Origin of the sequence: Phycicoccus sp. (assembly GCF_035325325.1) — a bacterium.
Taxonomy (GTDB): Bacteria; Actinomycetota; Actinomycetes; order Actinomycetales; family Dermatophilaceae; genus Phycicoccus.
On the sequence record NZ_DAOLAC010000003.1, the window covers coordinates 1 to 18427 of the forward strand.

At 71.2% G+C, this 18427-nt stretch carries 21 protein-coding genes and 1 pseudogene; 16 read left to right on the plus strand and 6 right to left on the minus strand.

The features are described 5' to 3' along the window. On the minus strand, nt 1–493 hold a 493-nt coding region (locus tag PKA89_RS03060; protein ID WP_324416499.1), incomplete at its 3' end, for a hypothetical protein. A gap of 195 nt (nt 494–688) precedes the next feature. Here PKA89_RS03060 and PKA89_RS03065 point away from each other — a divergent pair. Further along, the gene (locus PKA89_RS03065; protein WP_324416501.1) at nt 689–1240 is read left to right on the plus strand and encodes a dihydrofolate reductase family protein; all 552 of its coding nucleotides are present in this window, start codon (nt 689–691) and stop codon (nt 1238–1240) included. Nucleotides 1241–1277: 37 nt separating this feature from the next. Here PKA89_RS03065 and PKA89_RS03070 read toward each other — a convergent pair whose 3' ends face one another. Together PKA89_RS03070 and xseA are read right to left on the minus strand one after the other, a co-directional pair. Continuing rightward, nucleotides 1278–1505 carry an exodeoxyribonuclease VII small subunit gene (locus PKA89_RS03070; protein WP_324416503.1) on the minus strand — a complete coding sequence of 76 codons (228 nt, stop codon included), beginning with the start codon at nt 1503–1505 and terminating at the stop codon, nt 1278–1280. A gap of 9 nt (nt 1506–1514) precedes the next feature. Beyond that, on the minus strand, nt 1515–2768 hold the full coding sequence (gene xseA, locus PKA89_RS03075; protein WP_324416505.1) for an exodeoxyribonuclease VII large subunit: 1254 nt from the start codon (nt 2766–2768) through the stop codon (nt 1515–1517). A gap of 80 nt (nt 2769–2848) precedes the next feature. On the opposite strand from xseA, the gene PKA89_RS03080 reads away from it, so the two are divergent. Beyond that, a complete protein-coding gene (locus PKA89_RS03080; protein WP_324416507.1) occupies nt 2849–3862 on the plus strand; it encodes a 4-hydroxy-3-methylbut-2-enyl diphosphate reductase in 1014 nt (337 codons plus the stop codon). 20 nt (nt 3863–3882) lie between these two features. Next, entirely contained in the window at nt 3883–4338 is a 456-nt protein-coding gene (locus PKA89_RS03085) for a GNAT family N-acetyltransferase (protein WP_324416509.1), read from the plus strand. A gap of 19 nt (nt 4339–4357) precedes the next feature. Here the strand turns inward: PKA89_RS03085 and PKA89_RS03090 are convergent, their stop codons facing one another. Together PKA89_RS03090 and PKA89_RS03095 are read right to left on the minus strand one after the other, a co-directional pair. Continuing rightward, complete coding sequence (locus PKA89_RS03090; RefSeq protein WP_324416510.1) at nt 4358–5080, minus strand: polysaccharide deacetylase family protein; 723 nt, start codon at nt 5078–5080, stop codon at nt 4358–4360. After that, nucleotides 5077–6270: a DNA recombination protein RmuC gene (locus PKA89_RS03095; RefSeq protein ID WP_324416511.1), complete on the minus strand. Its 1194-nt coding sequence runs from the start codon at nt 6268–6270 to the stop codon at nt 5077–5079. Before PKA89_RS03095 ends, PKA89_RS03090 begins: the two co-directional genes overlap by 4 nt. Before the next feature lie 99 nt (nt 6271–6369). Between PKA89_RS03095 and PKA89_RS03100 the strand changes: the two genes are divergently transcribed. Then, complete coding sequence (locus PKA89_RS03100) at nt 6370–6876, plus strand: NUDIX hydrolase (protein ID WP_324416512.1); 507 nt, start codon at nt 6370–6372, stop codon at nt 6874–6876. A 226-nt stretch (nt 6877–7102) separates the two neighbouring features. After that, nucleotides 7103–8188 (plus strand): redox-regulated ATPase YchF, encoded by a 1086-nt coding sequence (gene ychF / locus PKA89_RS03105; RefSeq protein ID WP_324416513.1) that lies wholly within the window; start codon nt 7103–7105, stop codon nt 8186–8188. A 144-nt stretch (nt 8189–8332) separates the two neighbouring features. Here the strand turns inward: ychF and PKA89_RS03110 are convergent, their stop codons facing one another. After that, nucleotides 8333–9199 (minus strand): site-specific integrase, encoded by an 867-nt coding sequence (locus tag PKA89_RS03110; protein WP_324416514.1) that lies wholly within the window; start codon nt 9197–9199, stop codon nt 8333–8335. A 1911-nt stretch (nt 9200–11110) separates the two neighbouring features. On the opposite strand from PKA89_RS03110, the gene PKA89_RS03115 reads away from it, so the two are divergent. From PKA89_RS03115 to PKA89_RS03165, 11 genes and pseudogenes are all read left to right on the plus strand, one after another. Further along, nucleotides 11111–11455 carry a hypothetical protein gene (locus tag PKA89_RS03115; RefSeq protein ID WP_324416515.1) on the plus strand — a complete coding sequence of 115 codons (345 nt, stop codon included), beginning with the start codon at nt 11111–11113 and terminating at the stop codon, nt 11453–11455. A 407-nt stretch (nt 11456–11862) separates the two neighbouring features. Next, the gene (locus tag PKA89_RS03120; protein WP_324416516.1) at nt 11863–12378 is read left to right on the plus strand and encodes a hypothetical protein; all 516 of its coding nucleotides are present in this window, start codon (nt 11863–11865) and stop codon (nt 12376–12378) included. A 25-nt stretch (nt 12379–12403) separates the two neighbouring features. Further along, nucleotides 12404–13084 carry an SAF domain-containing protein gene (locus PKA89_RS03125; RefSeq protein ID WP_324416517.1) on the plus strand — a complete coding sequence of 227 codons (681 nt, stop codon included), beginning with the start codon at nt 12404–12406 and terminating at the stop codon, nt 13082–13084. A gap of 237 nt (nt 13085–13321) precedes the next feature. Beyond that, a complete protein-coding gene (locus tag PKA89_RS03130; protein WP_324416518.1) occupies nt 13322–13879 on the plus strand; it encodes a hypothetical protein in 558 nt (185 codons plus the stop codon). Nucleotides 13880–14130: 251 nt separating this feature from the next. Next, nucleotides 14131–15405, plus strand: coding sequence for an ATPase, T2SS/T4P/T4SS family (locus PKA89_RS03135; protein WP_324416520.1), 1275 nt, complete (start codon nt 14131–14133; stop codon nt 15403–15405). Further along, nucleotides 15402–16262, plus strand: a complete 861-nt coding sequence (locus PKA89_RS03140) for a type II secretion system F family protein (RefSeq protein ID WP_324416522.1) — start codon at nt 15402–15404, stop codon at nt 16260–16262. Before PKA89_RS03135 ends, PKA89_RS03140 begins: the two co-directional genes overlap by 4 nt. Continuing rightward, on the plus strand, nt 16259–17179 hold the full coding sequence (locus PKA89_RS03145; RefSeq protein ID WP_324416524.1) for a type II secretion system F family protein: 921 nt from the start codon (nt 16259–16261) through the stop codon (nt 17177–17179). Before PKA89_RS03140 ends, PKA89_RS03145 begins: the two co-directional genes overlap by 4 nt. A gap of 31 nt (nt 17180–17210) precedes the next feature. Then, nucleotides 17211–17405, plus strand: coding sequence for a hypothetical protein (locus PKA89_RS03150; RefSeq protein WP_324416526.1), 195 nt, complete (start codon nt 17211–17213; stop codon nt 17403–17405). A 7-nt stretch (nt 17406–17412) separates the two neighbouring features. Then, a complete protein-coding gene (locus PKA89_RS03155) occupies nt 17413–17829 on the plus strand; it encodes a TadE family protein (RefSeq protein WP_324416528.1) in 417 nt (138 codons plus the stop codon). Beyond that, nucleotides 17826–18251, plus strand: coding sequence for a TadE/TadG family type IV pilus assembly protein (locus PKA89_RS03160; protein ID WP_324416530.1), 426 nt, complete (start codon nt 17826–17828; stop codon nt 18249–18251). The genes PKA89_RS03155 and PKA89_RS03160 overlap by 4 nt, the downstream gene beginning before the upstream one ends. Continuing rightward, nucleotides 18248–18427 (plus strand): annotated as a pseudogene (locus PKA89_RS03165) (hypothetical protein); the annotation flags it as partial. The gene PKA89_RS03160 and the pseudogene PKA89_RS03165, both read left to right, overlap by 4 nt.

Sequence of the window (18427 nt, forward strand, 5' to 3'; positions counted from 1 at the left end):
CCGGGTCCATCGACCCCAGCCGGCCCGCCAGCTCGGCATCCACCCGCAGGCACGCCTCGACGTCGAGGCCGGCGCACGCGTCGACGACCTTCTGCGCGTTCGCGGCAGCCACCTCACCGGCGATCAGCAGGGCTCGGGCCTTCGGGAAGCGCTCCGCCAGCGCCGCACCGAGCGCGGCCTTGCGACCGGCCAGCCCCTCGGTCAGCCCGGTCACCAACGCCATCTCCGTCGCCGCCATCGCGTCCACGAACCCCAGCGGGTGCACCCGCTCCCACGGACCGGACTCCCGCATCGTCGTCTCCACCCTGGCCCCGAACGCGGCCGCGACACCCTGCGCACCCTCGGCCGCGTTGACCAGCCCCTGCAGCTCGCCCGCGACCTCGAACGCGTCCGTCATCGACAACCCGAGACCGCCCTCGGCCAGCTCACGACCCAGCCGCGAACACTCTTTGCGGAGTGCCGCGATGCGGCTGCTGAGCTGCCCCCTGTCCATGCCCCGAGTCTACCGGTGGCCACCGACAGGCCATCCCCGTCGTCCACAGGCAAGTTACTGCAGCACAACGCCTTTCGTCACTCGAGACCCTCGCGTCACACGGGCCCGTACCGGCCTCACCACCTGCTCCGATGAGTTCCGCTTGCCTCCCGGGTCCATCATGGCGACAACACCTGCGACCCCCAGGAGCACCCCGTGTCCCGTCTCGTCACCGCCCACCTGTTCAACTCCGTCAACGGCGTCACCGAGTCTCCCGACCAGTGGCAGTTCGGCGCCTTCGGCCCGGAGGAGGGCGAGCTCATGGGCCGGGTCATCGGTCCCGTGACCGACATGGTCCTCGGCCACAAGCTCTTCCAGGAGTGGTCCGAGTTCTGGCCCTCCGCCCCCGCCGACGACCCCTTCGCCCAGTTCATCAACCCGCTGCGCAAGCACGTCGTCACGAGCACGCTCGACGGCGACCTCGGCTGGAACAGCACCCGCATCGAGGGCGACCCGGTCGAGTACGTCCGCGGGCTGCGCGAGCAGGGCGAGGGCGACATCTCGGTCGGCGGCGGCGTCGAGACCGTCCGCTCGCTCTTCCTCGCCGGCGTCGTCGACCGGCTCATCCTCACGACGCACCCGGTGGTCGGCACCGGCAGGCGGCTGTTCGACGACTCGGTGCCGGTGACCCGGCTCGAGCTCCTCGACGCCGTCAAGACCTCCGCCGGCAACGTCATCCTCACGTACGCGCTGCGCGGCGAGGGCTGACCGCCGCCAGGACGGTGCGTGCGCCGGGCCCGACGGCTCAGGCCTCGGGCTCGGCGATGCGCTCCTCGGCGCGGTCGAGCCACTGGGCGCAGTGGGCGGCCAGGGCCTCGCCTCGCTCCCAGAGCACCATGCTGTCCTCGATGCCCACCTGCCCGCTCTCGAGCCGGGCGACGATGTCGACGAGCTCGTCGCGGGCCTGCTCGTAGCCGAGCCCGGCGACGTCGGCGTTCGGGGCGGCCTCGGGCTCCGGGGTGCTCTTCGCCATGCCGTGAGCCTACCGACGGGCGGGCCCGACGACCCGTACCCCGAAGTCGCCGCGCGCCACCCGGACCCGGAGCAGCTCGTCGGCGGCCAGGGTCGTGGGGTCGGTGACGAGGCCCCCGCCGACCTGCTGCACGACGGCGTACCCACGGTCGAGGGTGGACTGCGGCGAGAGGGTGCGCGCCTGGGCCCGCAGGTGCTCGACGCGGTCACGCTGGCGGTGCAGGCCGACCTCGACCCGTTGGCGCGCCCGCGCCCTCAGCACCTCGACGACCTCGCGCTGCGCCCGCAGGAACGCGCCCTTGTCGGCGAGCACCGGACGGCTCGACAGCTCGGTGAGCCGGCGCCGCTCGTGGTGCAGCCGGCCGGCCAGCGCCCGGTGGCCCCGCTCCCGCGCCCCGAGCAGCCCACGCCGCTCGGCCTCGGCGTCCGGGACGATCGCCTTCGCGGCGTCCGTGGGGGTGGAGGCCCGGTGGTCGGCGACGAGGTCGAGGAGCGGGGTGTCGACGTCGTGGCCGATGGCGCTGACCACCGGGGTCGTCGCGGCGGCGACTGCGCGCACCATCGTCTCGTTGGAGAACGGGAGGAGGTCCTCGACGCCGCCCCCGCCCCGAGCGATGACGACGACGTCGACCTCCGGGTGGGCGTCGAGCTCTGCGAGCGCCGCGGTCACCTCGGTGACGGCGTTGCCGCCCTGCACGGCCACCGCACGGATCTCGAACCGCGCACTCGGCCAGCGGCGCAGCGTGTTCTCGACGACGTCCTTCTCCGCCGCGCTGGCCCGCCCGCAGACCAGCCCGATGCGCCGGGGCAGGAACGGCAGCGGCCGCTTGCGGTCGGCGTCGAAGAGACCCTCCTGGGCGAGGTGCCGCTTGAGGTACTCGAGCCGCGCGAGGAGCTCGCCGACCCCGACCGGACGGATCTGACGGGCATCGAGGACGAGCGAGCCACGCTGGCTCCAGAACGCCGGCTTGGCCTGGAGGACGACGCGCGCGCCCTCGCTGAGCGGCCCCGGCATCGCGTCGAGGGCGTTGACGTGCACCGAGCACGAGAGGCTCATGTCGACGTCCGGGTCGCGCAGGGTGAGGTAGGCGGTGCGGGCGCCGGGCCGGCGGGTCAGCTGGACGACCTGCCCCTCGACCCAGAGCACCGACATCTTCTCGACGTACTCGCCGATCTTCATCGACAGCAGCCGCACCGGCCAGGGGTGCTCGGCGCTCGTGTCGGCCGCCCGCTCCGGCAGCGGGGGTCTCGCCGGGGTGCTCATGGAGGAACCCTAGGCGCCACCACCGTCGGGGACGCGGCGGGCGATTCGGGTCTCACCCGCCACCGACCTACGATGGAGGCATGCCTGAGACCACCCAGCGCGTGCTCCTCGCGGCCCCCCGCGGCTACTGCGCCGGCGTCGACCGGGCCGTCGTCACCGTCGAGAAGGCCCTCGAGCTCTACGGGCCGCCCGTCTACGTGCGCAAGCAGATCGTCCACAACAAGCACGTCGTCACGACGCTCGAGCAGCGCGGCGCGATCTTCGTCGACGAGACCGACGAGGTGCCCGAGGGCGCGACCGTCGTCTTCTCGGCGCACGGCGTGGCGCCGGTCGTCCACGAGGAGGCCCGGGCGCTGAACCTGCGCACCATCGACGCCACCTGCCCGCTCGTCACCAAGGTCCACCGCGAGGCGGTCCGGTTCGCAGACAGCGACCACGACATCCTGCTCATCGGCCACGAGGGCCACGAGGAGGTCATCGGCACCTCCGGCGAGGCGCCGGAGCACATCCAGCTCGTCGACGGTCCGGACGACGTCGAGAACGTCACCGTCCGCGACCCCGAGAAGGTCGTGTGGCTCTCCCAGACGACGCTCTCGGTCGACGAGACGATGGAGACGGTGCGTCGGCTGCGCGAGCGGTTCCCCCACCTCCAGGACCCGCCGAGCGACGACATCTGCTACGCCACCCAGAACCGGCAGCTCGCGGTCAAGGAGATGGCGGCCGACTGCGACCTCATGCTCGTCGTCGGCTCGCGCAACTCCTCGAACTCGGTGCGACTCGTCGAGGTCGCGCTCGAGCACGGTTCGCGCGCAGGCCATCTCGTCGACTACGCGGACGAGATCGACGAGGCGTGGCTCGAGGGTGTGACGACCGTGGGGGTCACCTCCGGCGCGTCGGTCCCCGAGATCCTCGTCCGCGGGGTGCTCGACTACCTCGCCGAGCGCGGCTACGCCGACGTGCGACCCGTCGTCGCCGCCGAGGAGTCGCTGATGTTCGCCCTGCCCAACGAGATCCGGCGCGACCTCAAGGCGGCCGGCATGTCGGACAAGATGCGCCACGACGGCTCGTTCGCCGAGGCCGGCTCCCTGCACTGACGCCTCTCGGAGTCACAGGGATGGACGAGCGGGTCGCACTCGCGACGACACCCGAGGCGCTCGCCGACGCGGGCCGGCTGCTGCACGCCTTCAACACGGCCTACGACGACCCGTCGCCCGGCCCGGACGCGCTGGCCTCCCGGCTAGCCGAGCTCGTCGGGCGCGGCGACACCGACGTCCTCGTCGCGCCCGGTGCCGGCGTGGCGGTCATCCGCTACCGGCCGTCACTGTGGTCGCCGGCCGACGAGGCCTACCTCGCCGAGCTCTGGGTCGACCCGTCGGCCCGACGGCAGGGGCTCGGCCGGGCCCTCCTCCTCGGATGCCTCGAGCGGGCGCGTGGGCGGGGATGCGACCTGCTCGACCTGTCGACGAGCGAGGACGACGTCGAGGCGCGGGCGCTGTACGAGAGCGCGGGCCTGCACGCGACCGAGGGCCCGGGCGGTCCGACGGCCTACCACTACGAGATCGAGCTCTGACGCGCGGCGCCGGGGGTCGTCATCCGCCCAGGAGGTCGCTGACCGTGCGCGACCGGTGGCCGCGGCGATCCAGCTCGGGGAGCAGGAGCTCGAGGAGGTCGACGACCCGGTGCCGGGCTCCGACGCCCTCGTGAAGGACGACGACCGAGCCGGGCTGCACGCGGTCCAGGACGAACCGCGCGGCCACCCCGACGTCGCGGACCTCGGCGTCCGGCACGGCGACCGAGCCGAGGACCGTGCGCATCCCCAGCGACGTCGCCACGCGCACCTGGGCCGGCCGGACGACGCCCGACCCCGGCCGGGTCAGGGTGGGCCGCACGCCCGTCGCGGCGGCGACGGCGGCCGAGGTGCGTTCGAGGTCCCGCCGGTAGGCCTCCGTCGGCTGCAGCACGGCCGGCTCGTCGGCCCAGCCGTGGTTGCCCACCTCGTGGCCCGCGTCGACGACCGCCCGCGCCGCCGCGGGATGGTCCTCGACCCGGGAGCCGAGGAGGAAGAACGTGGCCCGGGCGTCGTGCCGGGCGAGCACCTCGAGGATGCGCGGGGTGAGCGTCGGGTGCGGGCCGTCGTCGAAGGTCAGCGCGACCCCGGGGGAGCGGGTGCGCACCTGGAACACGACGTGCTGCTGCCGGGACAGGAGCCGGGCCAGCGCCGGCGGTTGCTTCGCGAGCACGACCCCCGCTGTCGCCAGAGCGGTCGCGCCGTAGCCGGCCGCCGTGAGGGCTCGGTGCGGCCTCCCGCTCATCCCACGTCCCGCCGCTGCTCGGGCGGAGCGGGCGTGCCGAGGCCGAGCGGCAGCTCGGGGCGGGCGTCGTCGGCGGTGACGGCGTCGATGAGCTCCTGGGCGGTGAGCGGGCGCGGCCCGGTGTGCACCGGCTCGAGGACGTCGAGCTCGGCGGTGACCACCTCGAGGTCGCGCATCCGCCGGGCGGTGACGAGGACCCGGGACTCGAGCGCGCCGACCATCGCGTTGTAGGCCTCGACGCTCGACTGCAGGGACCGGCCGACCTTCGCGGTGTGCCCGCCGAGCGTGCCGAGCCGCTCGTAGAGCTCGCGACCGAGGTCGAGCAGCTCGCGGGCGCTCTGCGAGAGGGCGTCCTGCTGCCACGTGAAGGCGACGGTGCGCATCAGCGCCAGCAGTGACCCCGGACCGACGAGGACGACCCGCTGCGCGAGCCCCTTCTCGTGCAGGCCCGGCTGGGCGGCGAGCGCGGCGGCGAGCATCGCGTCGCTGGGGACGAAGCAGACGACCATCTCGGGACCGTCGCGGAACGCCGACCAGTACTCCTTGCCGGCCAGTGTCGCGACGTGCCCGGCGAGGGAGTCGGCGTGGCGGCGCAGGAGGGCCACCCGCTCGTCGTCCGGGAGGTCGTCGGCCTGGGCGTCGAGGAAGTGCGTCATCGGGGCCTTGGCGTCGACGACCAGCGACTTGCCGCCCGGCAGTCGGACGACGACGTCGGGGCGGACCCGCCGCTCGTGGCCGGAGACCGCACCGACCTGCTCGTCGAAGTCGCAGCGGGGGAGCATCCCGGAGACCTCGAGGACCCGGCGCAGCTGCACCTCGCCCCAGGCCCCGCGGACCGAGGAGGAGCGCAGCGAGCCGGCCAGCGAGGCCGTGGCGCGCCCCAGGCCCTGGGTCTCGGCCTCGACCCGTGCGAGCAGTGCCCGCAGCGAGCCGTACTGCTGGGCCCGGTCGCGCTCGAGGACGCCGACGTGCTCCTCGACCCGCACGAGCGCGTCCTTGAGCGGGGCGAGCAGGGCGGCGGTCTCCATGTCCTCGGCGAGGGAGGTCTCGAGGTCGAGGACCCGCTCACGGAGCAGGTCGCGCTCGGTCTCGACGCCGGCCACCGCGGCTCGGTGCACGAGGCGTGCCACCGCCCAGGCCCCGAGCACGCCGACGACCAGCCCCGCCACGCCCCACACCATCCCGTCCATGGACCAGACGATCCCAGCGACCACCGACAGCGCCCGGCAACCCGGGCCGCGAGCGGCTCGGCGGCCGGGTCGTCACCTCGACCGCGTAGGGTCGCCGGCATGGCGCGACGCGAGGAGACCGAGGCCGAGCGCCTCCGCCGGATCGCCATCCTGAACAACCGGCTACCGAAGAAGCGCAACATCGCCCAGGGCCTGCTGCGCAACCCGGCCGGTGAGGTGCTCCTCTGCGCGCTGACCTACAAGAAGGAGTGGGACCTGCCCGGCGGCGTCGTCGACCCGGGCGAGCCGCCGGCCACCACCGTCGCCCGCGAGGTCGACGAGGAGCTCGGGCTCGAGGTCACCGTCGGGGGGCTCGTCGCGGTCAACTGGCTCCCGCCGTGGCGAGGCTGGGACGACGCGCACCTCTTCCTCTTCGACCTCGGGGTCTTCGACGGCGAGCTCGACCCCGCCCGGTTCCTCCGTCGCGAGATCGCCGACGCGCACTGGGTCGACCCCCGCGACACCGGTGACCACGTCGCCCCCTACACCTCCCGGATGCTCGCCTCGGTCGCGGGATGGACGCCGGGGGAGACCCTGTACCTCGAGGACGGCCTGGTCGCCGGCTGAGCGGGCGGTTGTCGGCGGCCCGGCGGACGACACGCAGCCGTCGCCGGTGCGCCGGCCGTGCGGCGACAGCGTGACCGCAGCCGCTCCGTGTCGTCGGCCCGTCGTAGGCCCCTGTGCGGCGCGTGACCGCGGCGATTTCGCCCGCCCCACCCCGGTGCGGCACGATGGGTGGTCGCGCCGGCCACGGGTCGGCGCACCCACTCGTGGTCGGTAGAGAGGACGCGCCGTGGCGCTCACCATCGGGATCGTCGGGCTGCCGAACGTCGGCAAGTCGACGATGTTCAACGCCCTGACGAAGAACGACGTCCTCGCGGCGAACTACCCGTTCGCGACGATCGAGCCCAACGTCGGCGTCGTCCCGCTGCCCGACGAGCGCCTCCAGCGGCTCGCCGAGCTCCTCGGCCCCGAGAAGCGCCTCCCCGCCACGGTCTCCTTCGTCGACATCGCCGGCATCGTCCGCGGCGCCTCGGAGGGCGAGGGGCTGGGCAACAAGTTCCTCGCGAACATCCGTGAGGCGGACGCCATCTGCCAGGTGGTGCGCGCGTTCGAGGACGGTGACGTGGTCCACGTCGACGGTGCCGTCTCGCCCGAGTCCGACATGGAGACCATCCACACCGAACTGGTCCTCGCCGACCTGCAGACCCTCGACAAGGCGGTCGCGCGGCTCGAGAAGGAGGCGCGGATCAAGAAGGAGTCCAAGCCGCTCCTCGACAACGCGCTCGCGGCCCAGAAGGTGCTCGAGGAGGGACACACCCTCTACGCGCACGGCGCCGCGGCGGGCGTCGACCTCGCGCTGGCCGCGGGGCTCGGGCTGCTGACCACCAAGCCGTTCATCTACGTCTTCAACCTCGACGAGGACCAGCTCGCCGACACCGCGCTGCACGAGCGGCTCGCCGCCCTCGTCGCGCCGGCGGACGCGGTGTTCCTCAACGCGAAGCTCGAGATGGACCTCGTCGAGATGTCCCCCGAGGACGCCCTCGAGATGCTCCAGGGCTTCGGCGCCGAGGAGTCCGGGCTCGACCAGCTGGCCCGCGTCGGTTTCCACACGCTGGGCCTGCAGACCTACCTCACCGCCGGCCCGAAGGAGTCGCGGGCCTGGACGATCCGGCAGGGTTGGACCGCGCCGCAGGCCGCCGGGGTCATCCACACCGACTTCCAGCGCGGCTTCATCAAGGCCGAGATCGTGTCCTTCTCCGACCTCGACGAGCTCGGGTCGATGGCCGCCGCCCGCTCGGCCGGCAAGGTCCGGATCGAGGGCAAGGACTACGTCATGCAGGACGGCGACGTCGTGGAGTTCCGCTTCAACGTGTGACCCAGGCGTATTTGTGCAGGTCAGAGGCCTGCCAACGCAGCCAAACGGCCTCTAGTCCGCAAATAGTCCGCACTTCCCTCAGGGAGGATCCCCGTTGGCCGCTGCGGATCGGTCTGCGACGGTCGTCCTCGGAGCCGGCCCGCACTAGTCCGGTGAGTGCGTTGCCTTCCATGAAGCGGCCGCTTCAGTCATCGACAGGATCGAGTCGGCCGCCTTCCTGGTGCGGTCCTCGGCGCTTGGCCAAAGGTGCGCGTAGGTGTTCAGCGTTGTGGTGGCACTCGCATGCCCCAACGATCGCTGAACCGTGACGACATCACATCCCGAGGCGATCAGGCCCGAGGCGTAGAAGTGCCGAAGGTCGTGAAGCTTCAGGCCACCAATCCCCGCATCCGATTGCGTCTTGCGCCACCAGTAACCCACGCTGTTCTGGTGGGGAGGGTCACCTCCTGCCCCAGCAAAGAGCCATCCCTGAGACCCGTGAGTCCCGCACAGCTCAAGGTGTCGATCCAGCATCTCGGTGAGGCCTTCGGCCAGGTAGATGACCCGTTCCGACCCGTACTTCGGACGCCGTATTTCGACGCTGCCACCATTGACGCGTTGGACCTGACGACGAACCCTCAGCTCCTTGCGGACAAGGTCGAGGTCGGCCACCTGCACCGCAGCTGCCTCGCCAAGGCGAAGCCCAGCGAAGGCGCACAGACCGATGAAAGTCCGGAAACGCTCGTCTGCTGCGCCCAGCAGCGACCCGACCTGTTCGGGAGTCGGAATCGACATCGCCATCTCGCCACGCCGCCGGCGCGGCAGTCTGACCCCCTCTGACGGGTCGGTCCCAATCACCCGGTCGGCGAGGGCGGCCCTGAACACGGTCCTGACGTTGTTGAACCTGGTCTTGACCGTGCCCGGCGCCAACCCGGATGAGTCCATGTGCTTGACCCATGACTCGAGGTCGGAGCGCACAATGCGCCCAATTGGCCTGTCCGTGAACGGTGCTGATCGCACGGCGAGTGACATGGCCCTCACGGTCCCCGGAGCCCACAACTGTCGCGCGGACCAGTCCTCGAAGTACGCACCGAAGAGAATGCGACCCGCCTTTGGGTCCGCATAGGTACCCCCGAGCAGTGATGCGGAGGTCTCGTCGAGCCACCGCTGCGCGTCAACCTTGCGGTCGAAGTGTCGAGCCCGTTCCCTTCCCGTGTCATCCCGGTGCCGAGCGCGCCACCTGCCGTCAGGACGCCTCGCGACGCTGCCAGCCATCCGGCCTCCTCCTCACGACCGCCATCGTTACCGGCCTCGGCGCACCTTGGGCAGACGGCCTCAAACCTGTGGAGAACCGGTACGAGACTCCCTTGCCTGCTCGGTCAGCCAGAGAACGAGGTCGCCCCTCCAGTAGCGGACGTGGCGCTGCACCTTGAAACTTGCCGGTCCAGTCCTGCAGTAGCGCCAGTACCTCATCGTCGCCACGGGGACGCGAAGGTACTCGGCTGCCTCGTCAATGGTCATCATCTCGTCATGAGCTCGGCTGTCGTTGGCCAAGGCATTGCTCATCGGATCCTCCGATCACTCCTAGGTGACGAGGCCAACATCCGCTAGCGGCTCCGCGAGCCGGGCAGGATGCGACCCCTGTAGAAGTCCATAAGCCAGCTGCCATCCCGTTGAGGACAGCGAACGTTCAAGAAGTCCCCTGAGGGATCATGGCCGCCACTGTCTCGGCACCTACCGGCTGTGGAAAAACAGTCAGCAACGTCCCGCCCGGATAGGTTGCCTTTCATGGCGGGGAGGAATCGCGCACTCGAATGGCTGGCTCGCCGCCACGCAGGGGAGTCTGCTGCGTACATCGCGTCTCTAGAGGGCGTCTCGAAGGAGACAGTCATTCGCGCGACGAAGAACTTCGGCCCGTTTCCCCGTCCGACGCAGCAGCTGGGACGAACCACAGGATCCAGCGAAAGGCTTGCCGAACGCACGCAGCAATGGATCGAGGAGCGCCGGGCAGGGAAGACCACCACGGAGATTGCCTGCGCCCACGGCGTCTCGAGGCAACTCGTGGGGGCTGCCACAGCGGAGTTCGGCCCTTTCCCCTCAATGGAGCAGGTTGAGCGCTGGGTAAACGCTCGCCGCGCACGCAGGACCATAAGGGCGATCGCGGATGAGTGCGGAGTCACGCCAGCACTAGTCCGCCGTCATACCAGGAGACTTGGACCCTTTCCCGCGCCCAGTTCGCATCTTCCAGAGGGCGTCTGGGGCATTGGCGGAGTGGCGGCAAGGGTCAAGATGACGACCCCCACGGTGCTGCATTGGCGAGATAGAGGCTTCCTTCCAGAGCCCGATTTCATCACTGCGCGAGGTCGCAGCCTCTGGCTGCCCTCGACGGTCGAGCGCTGGCTTCACGAAACCGCAGAACTCACCGAATGCGCTGACTGCGGCGCTTACACGAGATCCGTGGGCCACCACCGCTCAGCCGCCCAACACGAGAGCCCGGCAGCCGCACACGCGTTGTGATCGTGCGATTCCCTCACCGGACCGTGACTGCGCCGCGGTTATCCACAGACGCTGGTTGGCCTTCCAGTTGGCAGCTCCAGCGTGCCATGGTGAGATCTGGACAGCGCACTATGCGCGGCGGAGGTAAGGCAGGGGGCCTGCTGATCTGACCGCCAAGAGTCTTGAAGGCGCTTTGGGGATTGACCGGAGGGAGGGTCAATGAGCGGCAGGAGAAGATCCGCTGGTGCGCTGATCTGCGCAGTCGTGGTGATCGCAACGAGCGCGTGTAACACCGGTGAGCCGAGCCTTAGGGTGTCAACGACCGGTAGCTCGTCGACCTCAACCGCGGCCTCGAGCAGTCCCAGGCCCTCACCATCCCCCATACCTACCGATGACCGTGGGCGGGCGGTAGCGGCGGTTGTTGCCTATTGGGCTGCCATTGACGCCGTGTCGACAGACCCCAGAACCAAGCTCGAAGACCTCGCGTCTGTCGCCCGAGGCCAAGCGTTGGCTCAATGGCAGACCACGATCGCCGCGGATCGCGCAAAGAAGCTCACTCAAGTGGGCGCATCGCAAATCGTTGCTGGTGTCGCCACCAAGGCCTCAGGGCGCTCCTTCCGGGTCGTCGCCTGTGTGGACGTCTCGGACGTCGATGTTGTGGACGCCGCGGGTAAGTCCGTGGTTACCGCGGGCCGTCCAGACCGGCAGAGCTACACGTACACCGTTGACAAGACCGCCGATGGATTCTTTGTCATCGAGGATCTTTTAAAGGGTAAGCCGTGCGATTCGTAGGCCTCGCTGCGGCTTTCGTTGGCTTCGCGATGACAGCTGCTGCGCCGGTTTACGCCACGCCGCCGATCCAATGCCCACCGGGGCAAGAGCCGCACCCCAAGACTGGTCAGTGCGTCATCATCGTAGTAACCCCTCCTACAGACCCTGGCGATCCGGGTGACCCCGGCACACCTCCTCCTCCGAGTGATGACAAGCCGCCTAATAGGCCCGTCTGCACTTCTACACTCACGACGCCACCGAAGGAGATCCCGTGTTCGGTTGACGTGGGCTGGTGGGTTCAGTCGCGGCAGTGCTACGCCAAGGTCGCCACTCCGCAGCCGCCGAAGTCGGACCCGGTGTGGGAGGGCCGCACGGACGGGGCCATATATGACTGCGCACGTCCAGTGCTAGGTCCGGGTGGGTTCATTGTGATCCAGTTCTGGTCGGCTCAGCCGCCCGGTGTCGGTGCCCCTCCAGACCCGCGGGACCTGGCGCGTCGTGCCGTCGCGATCATGAACCTGCGCGCGATCCGTGTCGGAATGGTGCCCGAACCGATGCCTGGACGTATTGGGGTGGTTGGGATGCCGACGTGGATGTGGGCGGAGCAGCCCGATGCCCTCACGTGGGGGCCGGTGACTCGTACCGCCGGTTCAGGTGGCTTCACGGTCACCGCAACTGCTCACGTAGCCAAGGTGGTGTGGTCGATGGGCGACGGCGAGACCGTCGTGTGCCGCTCCGCGGGCACGCCGTACCGCGACAAGTTCGGGAAGAAGTCGAGCCCGGATTGCGGACATACGTATGGCAAAGAGGGCATGTACCGGGTGCGGGCCACATCGCACTGGACGGTCGACTGGACCGGAATGGGCCAGAGCGGCGCGATCCCGCTGACGTTCTCAGAGACCGCGGTCGTGACCATCGGTGAAGCGCAGGTGCTCACCCAGTAGCGCCGGCGCGAAAGGGGAAGAACGCATGGCGATCGACACGGACCGGCCCACGCCGGATGTCGCGACCACGGGGGCGCATGCCGCCAGTCCGCGTCCGGTCGCGCCACCGCCGCGGCTGCGCCGCCGCCCGGCCCTGGTCGCGGCCTCCATCGCGCTGATCTGCCTTGGCGGGGTGCTGGCGGCGTTCGCATGGACCTCGACGACCACGACCCGTTCCGTCGTCGCGGTGCGCGAGGAGGTAGCGCGTGGTCAGGTGATCTCCTCGGCTGACCTCATGACGGTGCAGGTGAGTGTGGATCCCGCACTGCGCCCGGTTCCCGCCTCGCAGCTGACCTCGCTGGTGGGGCGTCGCGCCGCCACCGACCTGGCGGCAGGCACCCTGGTGACGAGCGCCCAGGTCGCCGACCAGACGCTGCCGTCTGCGGGCATGTCGCTGGTTGGTGTCGCGCTGCCTCCTGGCCAGCTGCCGGGGGAGCCGCTCATGGCCGGCGACCGGGTCCGTGTCGTGTCCACGCCCGGCGCGCAGGGCGAGCTGGGGGAGGACCCGCCGGTGACGGTGTCCGCGGAGGTGGTCTCGGTCCGGGTCAACGACGAGGACGGACAGGTGGTGATCACCGTGCAGGTCCCCGTGGGCGACGCCCCGGACCTCGCGGCACGCGCGGCGACCGGCAACATCGCGCTCGTCCTGGACTCGCGGGAGCGCTGAGCGGTGGCCGTCATCGTGCTGACCTCGGCGTCCGGCTCGCCCGGTGTGACCACGACTGCAGTGGGGCTGGCCCTGACCTGGGATCGACCCGTCCTGCTCGTGGAGGCCGACCCGACCGGAGGGTCGGCAATCCTCGCTGGCTACTTCCGTGGTCAGGCGTCACCGCCGGACTCGTTGATCGACCTCGTTCTGGCACATCGTGACGGAGACCTGCACGGGGCGATCCCCTCCGTCGCGATGCGCATCCCCGACAGTGACGTCACTTTCATCCCGGGCACCAGGGCGCACGGCCAGGCCCGCTCCGTCGCGGCCCTGTGGCAGCCGCTGGCCGCGGCCCTGTCCACTCTCGACACGATGGGCCAGGACGTCATCGTCGACGCCGGCCGCCTCGGCCTGACCGGCGCACCGGACCCCCTGTTGCACGCCGCCGACCTTGCCCTGCTGGTCACCCGAACCGACCTCGTCGCTCTGGCCGGCGCCCGGTCCTGGGCGCAGACCCTCGCCAGTGCCTTCGCCGCGCAGGGGGCAACGGACTCCTTCGGGATCCTCAATGTCGGGGAGGGACGCCCTTACGCCACCCGCGACGTCGCCAGAGTCCTGACCGCCCCGGTCGTCACGACGGTCGCGTGGGACGACCCCGCAGCGGCGGTGTTCTCGCGCGGGGCGACTCCACCCGGACGGTTCGAGCGGTCGGCCCTCGTGCGGTCCCTGTGCTCCGCGCAGGACGCCATCACGGCCAGGGTGCGCGCCAACACCGCACTGCTCGCTCCCTCACCGGCGGGGGGTGCGTCGTGACGAGCGAACCAGTCCTCAACGGGCACGGACCCGACCCCAGTGACCTTCCCTTGTTCCGCACCCCTGAGGAGCCGCCCCGCGGACGGGTCCGCGGCACGTTCTCCCTGACCGGTCAACCACCGGTCACCACGGTCGCTGCGCCACAACGGATCCCGGTCGCCCGACCGGCACCGACGCCCTTCACCGGGGCAGTTGACTGGGGACTGGTCGCGACGATCCGGCAGCAGGCCTCCGACAGCCTGTCCGCCAGCTTGGGCACTGACCGATCCCGCGCCACCGCGACCGAGCAGCGCGAGCAGGGGCGCCGCATCATCACCGAGCTCCTCGACGCGGAGGCCGCCGACCGCGTCACCGCGGGCGCGCCCGCCTGGTCCCGGCAGGAACAGGCTGTCACCGCGGTCGCGGTCGAGGACGCCCTGTTCGGCCTCGGCCGGCTCCAGCCACTCGTCGATGACGACCAGGTCGAGAACATCATCATCACCGGCCACGACCAGGTCCGCCTCGAGCTCACCGACGGCCGGCTCATCGACGGACCCGCCGTCGCGGACAGCGACCGTGAGCTGATCGACTTCCTGGTCTTCCTCGCCTCCCGCAGCGAGGTCAACGCCCGCCCGTTCTCCGAGGCCCAGCCCCGTCTGCACCTGCGCCTGGACGGGGGTGCCCGCCTCGCCGCCGCAGCGTGGGTCACCCCGCGCCCCTCAGTGGTGATCCGCCGCCACCGCCTGAACCGGGTCACCCTTGCCGACCTCGTCGCACTCGGCACCCTGACCGACGTCGCCGCCTCCTTCTTGGCCGCCGCGGTCAAGGCGCGGCGCAGCATCGTCGTCGCCGGTGCCCAAGGCGCCGGCAAGACCACCCTGGTGCGAGCCCTGTGCGCGCAGATCCCCCCGCACGAGGCCATCGGCACCTTTGAGACCGAGTACGAGCTGCACCTGCACGAGATGCCTGAACAACACCCCATCGTCTTCGCGTGGGAGGCCCGTCCCGGGTCCGGCGAACGCGGACCCGACGGCCGCCAGGCCGGCGAGTTCACCCTCTCCGAGGCCCTGTTCGACTCCTTCCGGTTCAATCTCTCCCGTCAGATCGTCGGCGAGGTCCGCGGCCACGAGATCCTCGCCATGCTCAAGGCGATGGAGTCCGGCGCCGGATCCATCTCCACCACACACGCCCGCACCGCCGAAGGGGCCATCGGCAAGCTCGTCACCTGCGCCCTCGAGGCCGGACCCCACGTCACCCACGACTACGCCATCCGCGCCATCGCCTCCGCGATCGACATCGTCGTCCACGTCCACCTCGACACCACCCCCGGACCGGACGACACGTGGCAGCGGCGCCGGTGGGTCTCGGAAATCATCACCGTCGCCCCCGGAGAGCGGGAGAAGGGCTACGCAATCCAGCACGCCTTCCGCGCCCGACCCGGCACCGCCGTCGCCACCGCCCACGTCCTGGACGACACCTACCGGGACCTTGACGCCTACGGGTTCGACGTCGAGGCCTACCACCGCGACGGGCAGGGCGCGCCGTGACCGCCGTCGTGCCCGCGCTGGCCGGAGCCCTCATCGTCGCCGGGACCCTCGGCGTCGTCGCCGGCCTGCGCAAGACCACGCCACCGCCACCCGCACCCCGCCGCCACCGCCGTTCACCATGGGCCCGGCTGACCACGCGGACCAAGCGCCTCCTCGCCGCAGGCGCCCTGGCCGGGCTCGTCATCGCCGTCGCCACCGGCTGGTGGATCGCGCTGGTCGCCGCCCCCGCAGCCGTCGCCGGGATCCCCGCGCTGCTCTCCGCACCCGCCGCCGCCGCGCACGTCGACCGGCTCGAGGCCATGGAGGAGTGGACCCGAGCCCTGGCCGGGGTCCTCACCGTCGGCGCCGGCCTCGAACAGGCGCTCATCGCCACCGTCCGCTCCACCCCGGAACCGATCCGCCCCGAGGTCACCCGCCTCGCCGCCCGACTGCGCGCCCGTTGGCCCACCGAGCAGGCGCTGCGGGTGTTCGCCGAAGACCTCGACGACGCCACCGGCGACGTCCTGGCCGCCAACCTCATCCTCGCCGCCCGCCGCCGCGGCGCCGGCCTGGCCAGCGTCCTGGAAGGTGTGGCCGAGTCCGTCGCCGCCGACGTCCGCGCCCGACGCGAGGTCGAGGCCGACCGCGCCAAACCCCGCGCCACCGCCCGCTGGGTCACCATCATCACCGTCACCGTCCTGGGGTTAATGGCCCTGTCCGGGCAGTACGTCGCCCCTTACGGCACACCCCTGGGGCAGGTCCTTCTCGTCGCCCTGCTCGGCCTGTACGTCGCCACCCTGGTCTGGATGCGGCGCATGGCCGTGGGCCGCCAGCTCCCGCGGTTTATCGCCCCCACGACGCAGGAGGCGACACCGTGACCTCCCCCACCGGGCTCCAGCTGGTCATCACCGCAGGCGTCCTCATCGGCGCCGGGATCGCCCTGCTCATCTGGCGCCTCGTCCCCGCCCAGCCCGACCTGCGCGACACCCTCGACCGGCTCTCACCCGACCACGCCCGCTACCACCGCACCACCACCGACATCGCAGCCACCACCGGCGGCTCCACCGAACGCCTCGGCCAGTGGGGCGTGACCCGGCTCCCACCCGGCATCTGGGGACGCCCGCCGCAGCGCGACCTGGCGATCCTGCGCACCCCGATCACCCGCTTCTACGGGGAGAAGATCCTCTACGCCCTCCTCGGCCTGGCCATCCCCCCGGTCCTGACCGTGCTGTTCAACGCCATGGACGCCGGCATCCACATCGGCGTCCCCGCCATCGGCAGCCTCCTGGTCGCGGCCGTGCTGTTCTTCCTTCCCGACTACAACGCCCGCGACGACGCCAAGAGGGCCCGCGCCGAGTTCTCCCGCGCGCTCGGCGCGTACATCGACCTCGTCGCCCTCGAACGCCTCGGCGGCGCCGGACCACGCCAGGCCATGGAGGCCGCCGCATCCGTCGGCGACTCCTGGGTGTTCCACCGCCTCAGCGAAGAGCTCGCCCGCACCCGCTGGTCCGGCCTGACCCCCTGGGAGTCCCTGCACGCCCTGGCCACCGAGCTGGCCCTGCCCGAGCTCGACGACCTCGCCGACATCATGCGCCTGTCCGGGGAGGAAGGAACCCAGGTCTACAACGCCCTGCGCGCCCGCTCCGCCGCCATGCGCGTCGCCGCCCTGTCCGCTGAGAAGGCCCGCGCTAATGAGGTCGCCGAACGCATGACCATCCCCATGAGCCTGCTCGGCGTCATCTTCCTCGCCATCCTCGTCACCCCCGCCCTCCTGCGCGTCCTCGCCGGAACCTGAACCCGCACAACGAAACCCGAAAGGAACGACCATGCACCACCTCGCCGCCACCCTCCACACCCTCGGGGTCCAGCTGAGCGACCACGCCCGGCACCGACGTCGCCCCGAGCGCGGCTCGGTCACCATCGAGCAGGTCCTGTGGGCCGTGGCCATGATCGCCATCGTCGGCATCGTGGTCCTCGCGATCCGCGCCTACGTGTCCTCCGAGGCCGCCAAGATCACTTAGGTCAGTGATGACCCCCGCACGTGCCCACCCCAGGAGCAGCTGCCCCCACCACCGGCGGCGGGACGAACACGGCTCGACCTCCATCCAGATGGTCCTGCTCATGCCCGTCCTGTTCGCCGTGATGTTCCTCGGGATGCAGGCCGCCCTGCACTACCACGCCCGCACCCTGGCCATCGCCGCCGCACAAGAAGGCGCCCGCGCCGCCGGCGCCCAAGACGGCACCCGGTCCGACGGCGTCACCACCGCCACCGGCTACCTCGCCGCCACCGCCGGAGACTCCCTCACCGTCACCGGCGTCACCGGGTCCCGCACCGCCACCACCGCCACCATCACCGTGCGCGGCACCGCCCTGTCCGTGCTGCCCGGGTGGGCCCCCACCATCACCCAGTCCGCCAGCGTCCCCGTCGAACGGACCACCCGATGACCACCCGCACCGAGCGTGGCTCTGCCGCCCTCGAGGCGGCCATCGGCGTGCCCGCGTTCGTGCTGTTCCTGGGCCTGATCATCGTCGCGGGACGGATCGCCGTCGCCAGCCAGGCCGTCGACGCCGTCGCCACCGAAGCCGCCCGCACCGCCTCCATCGCCCGCACCGAAGCCGCCGCCACGAGGACCGCCGGTGACGCCGCCACCGCGAGCCTGGCCACCCAAGGCCTGCGCTGCGCCACCACCACCGTCGACGTCGACACCCGAGGCTTCCGCGCCCCCGTCGGCACCCCAGCCGCGGTCACCGCCACCATCACCTGCACCGTCCCCCTGGGCGACATCGCCATCCCCGGCCTGCCCGGCACCACCACCGTCACCGGCACCGCCACCTCACCCATCGACACCTACCGGGCACGCACATGACCCCCCGGCAGCGGAACGAGCAGGGGTCGGTCAGTATCTGGCTGGCCACCACCGGGTTCGCCATGGTCGTCCTCGCCGGCCTGGCCATCGACCTCGGCGGGCACGTCCACACCCAGCAACACGCCCGCGCCGTCGCCGCCCAGGCCGGCGTCGACTTCTTCGCCGCCTCCGGCTCC